General features: G+C 52.9%; 1 protein-coding gene. It reads left to right on the forward strand.

Features of this window, described 5'->3' with window-relative positions; all coding sequences use genetic code 11:
• Positions 1 to 221 precede the first annotated feature (221 nt).
• Positions 222 to 2922: transglutaminase family protein (locus Q0294_RS09405; protein ID WP_299463854.1), on the forward strand; the 2701-nt coding region annotated here is incomplete at its 3' end.

Raw genomic sequence — 2922 nt, forward strand, 5'->3', positions numbered from 1 at the left:
CAGCATCCAGGATATTATTCAGCATGGATTGCACCAATATATAGATGGATTTCAGAAGCAGTTGAATCTCGTGAGTGAAGCGATTCGGGATGACTTTTTTACGTCTCCCCTTTCGCAGTCACAGACGCAGACTTCCACGGCGGGCAGCCAGTCGCAAACGAGTTAATTCAACACGCTTGTGTAACCATCTTTTATCTTTAAATTCTGAATGATTGAACAACATGATACGCGTCGCATTAAATCACAAATCTATCTACCAGTATGACCGAGATGTGGAGCTGGCTCCTCAGGTGGTTCGCCTGCGTCCCGCACCCCACTGCCGCACGCCGATTTGCAGTTATTCTCTCCGGGTGACTCCGGAAGAACACTTCGTGAACTGGTTGCAGGACCCCCACAGCAATCATCTGGCCCGGCTGGTCTTTCCCAAAAAAACGCGGTTGCTTCAGGTCGAAATTGATCTCGTTGCTGAAATGACGGTGATTAATCCGTTCAATTTCTTTCTTGAGCCGGATGCGATGGAGTATCCATTCCAATACGAATCGAGTCTCGCCAAAGATCTGCAACCCTTTCTGCATACAACAGCCCCCGGTCCGGAATTGTCTGCGTTGATCAATTCGATTGACAAATCCCGAGTGAAGACGATTGACTTTCTGGTTGACATCAATCAACGACTGCAGGAGAAGATTCGATACGTTATTCGGATGGAGCACGGTGTGCAAACGCCGGAAGAAACTCTGTCGCTGGCCAGTGGTTCGTGTCGTGACAGTGCCTGGCTGATGGTGGAGTTACTGCGTCACCTGGGTCTGGCATCACGGTTTGTTTCGGGATACCTGATTCAGCTCAAGCCGGATGTGGAATCACTTGACGGTCCCTCGGGAGCGCTGGAAGACTTTACTGATTTGCACGCGTGGACGGAAGTGTTTCTGCCCGGAGCAGGATGGATCGGGTTAGACCCGACTTCAGGTTTGCTGGCGGGCGAAGGACATATTCCACTGGCTTGTACTCCGGAACCGACGACAGCTGCACCGATCAGCGGAAATGTCGGGAAATGTGAAGTCGAGTTCCGGCATGAGATGTCGGTCACACGGGTTCACGAAGATTCCCGCGTCACGAAACCGTATTCTGACGAAGAGTGGCGATGTATCGAAGCCGTCGGTTATCAGGTTGATGAGCGATTGGAAGCCGGCGATGTTCGCCTGACGATGGGGGGCGAGCCGACTTTCGTGTCGATTGATGATATGGAAGGGGATGAATGGAAAACGGCAGCCGTCGGTCCAGTGAAAAGGAAACTGGCTGGAAACCTGATCGATCGGTTGCGACAGAGGTATGCCCCTGAAGGACTGATTCATTACGGCCAGGGAAAATGGTATCCCGGCGAGCCATTGCCGCGCTGGGCTTTGACTTGCATGTGGAGAACAGACGGTGAACCGATCTGGAGAAATACAGACCTGCTGGCCGATCCGGATCAACCGCACGGTATCAAGATCGAGCATGCCCAGCTCTTTTCAACAACGCTGGCAAAACGAATGAACGTCAACCCGGACCACGTGTCACCCGCTTTTGAAGATGCGATGTACTACATGTGGAAAGAGCGGCGTCTGGCTGTCAACGCAGACATTCTGAGTGCCGATCTGGAAGATGAAGAGGAACGAGCCCGGCTGGCCCGCGTTTTTGAACAGGGGCTGGGGACTTCGACCGGTTGTGTGCTGCCGATCGTTCATCGGTGGAAGGATTCACAAACTCAATGGATGAGCGGCCTCTGGCCTGTTCGTTCGGAGCAGATGTTTTTGATTCCAGGCGATTCCCCAATGGGACTGCGTCTGCCGCTGGATTCCCTGCCCGCCGCATTGCCTGGCGAATATATGCCGGTTCCAGTTGTGCCGTTCGAAGCAGTCGACGCCCTGCCGGGTTATGAACAGCTTCAACACCACAGTGGGCTCGTGCGATCTGCACAGCAGAAAACGGAACCGGTTCAACACCAGGTCCTGCAGCGCGTCGGCTCTGGTGCTGGCGTTGAGGAGCCTGTTGAAGAGGAGCAGCAGAACTCAGACGGACCGCGCACATTTGAAAATGGTGTTGTTCGTACGGCAATGTGTTTTGAACCGCGTGATGGTAATCTGTACGTTTTCATGCCACCGCTGGACCACCTCGAAAGTTATCTGGAACTGCTTGCCGAGATTGAGCAGACTGCAGAAGAACTTGAGATACCGGTAATCATTGAAGGTTATCTGCCACCTACCGATTATCGACTGCAACACATTAAAGCCACACCAGATCCCGGGGTGATTGAAGTAAACGTTCATCCGGCACAGAGCTGGAAAGAGCTGGTTCAGATCACATCCACTTTGTACGAAGACGCGCGACAGTCGCGGCTGGGTACGGAACAGTTTGATCTCGATGGAACTCATACGGGGACGGGGGGCGGGAACCATATTGTGCTGGGGTCCTATACTCCTCAAGATAGTCCTTTTTTGCGACGCCCTGACCTGTTGCGCAGCCTGATTGCTTACTGGCATAATCATCCCTCGTTGTCGTATATCTTTTCCGGCCGATTTATCGGGCCAACCAGTCAGGCACCCCGGGTCGACGAGGGGCGACGCGATGCGACATACGAATTGCAGATCGCATTCGAACAGATTCCTGATAAAGGAGATTTTCCGCCGTGGCTGGTCGATCGAGTCTTTCGGCATCTGCTGGTCGACCTGACCGGTAATACGCACCGCGCTGAATTCTGCATTGATAAACTGTATTCTCCCGACAGTGCAACGGGCCGGTTGGGCCTGGTGGAATTTCGAGGATTCGAGATGCCTCCCCACTGGCAAATGAGCCTGACGCAACAGTTGTTGTTACGCGCTTTGGTCGCCCGGTTCTGGGATCAGCCATATAAATCAAATTTGATCGACTGGAATACGTCAATTCATG

This window comes from uncultured Gimesia sp., assembly GCF_937919775.1.
Classification (GTDB): Bacteria; Planctomycetota; Planctomycetia; order Planctomycetales; family Planctomycetaceae; genus Gimesia.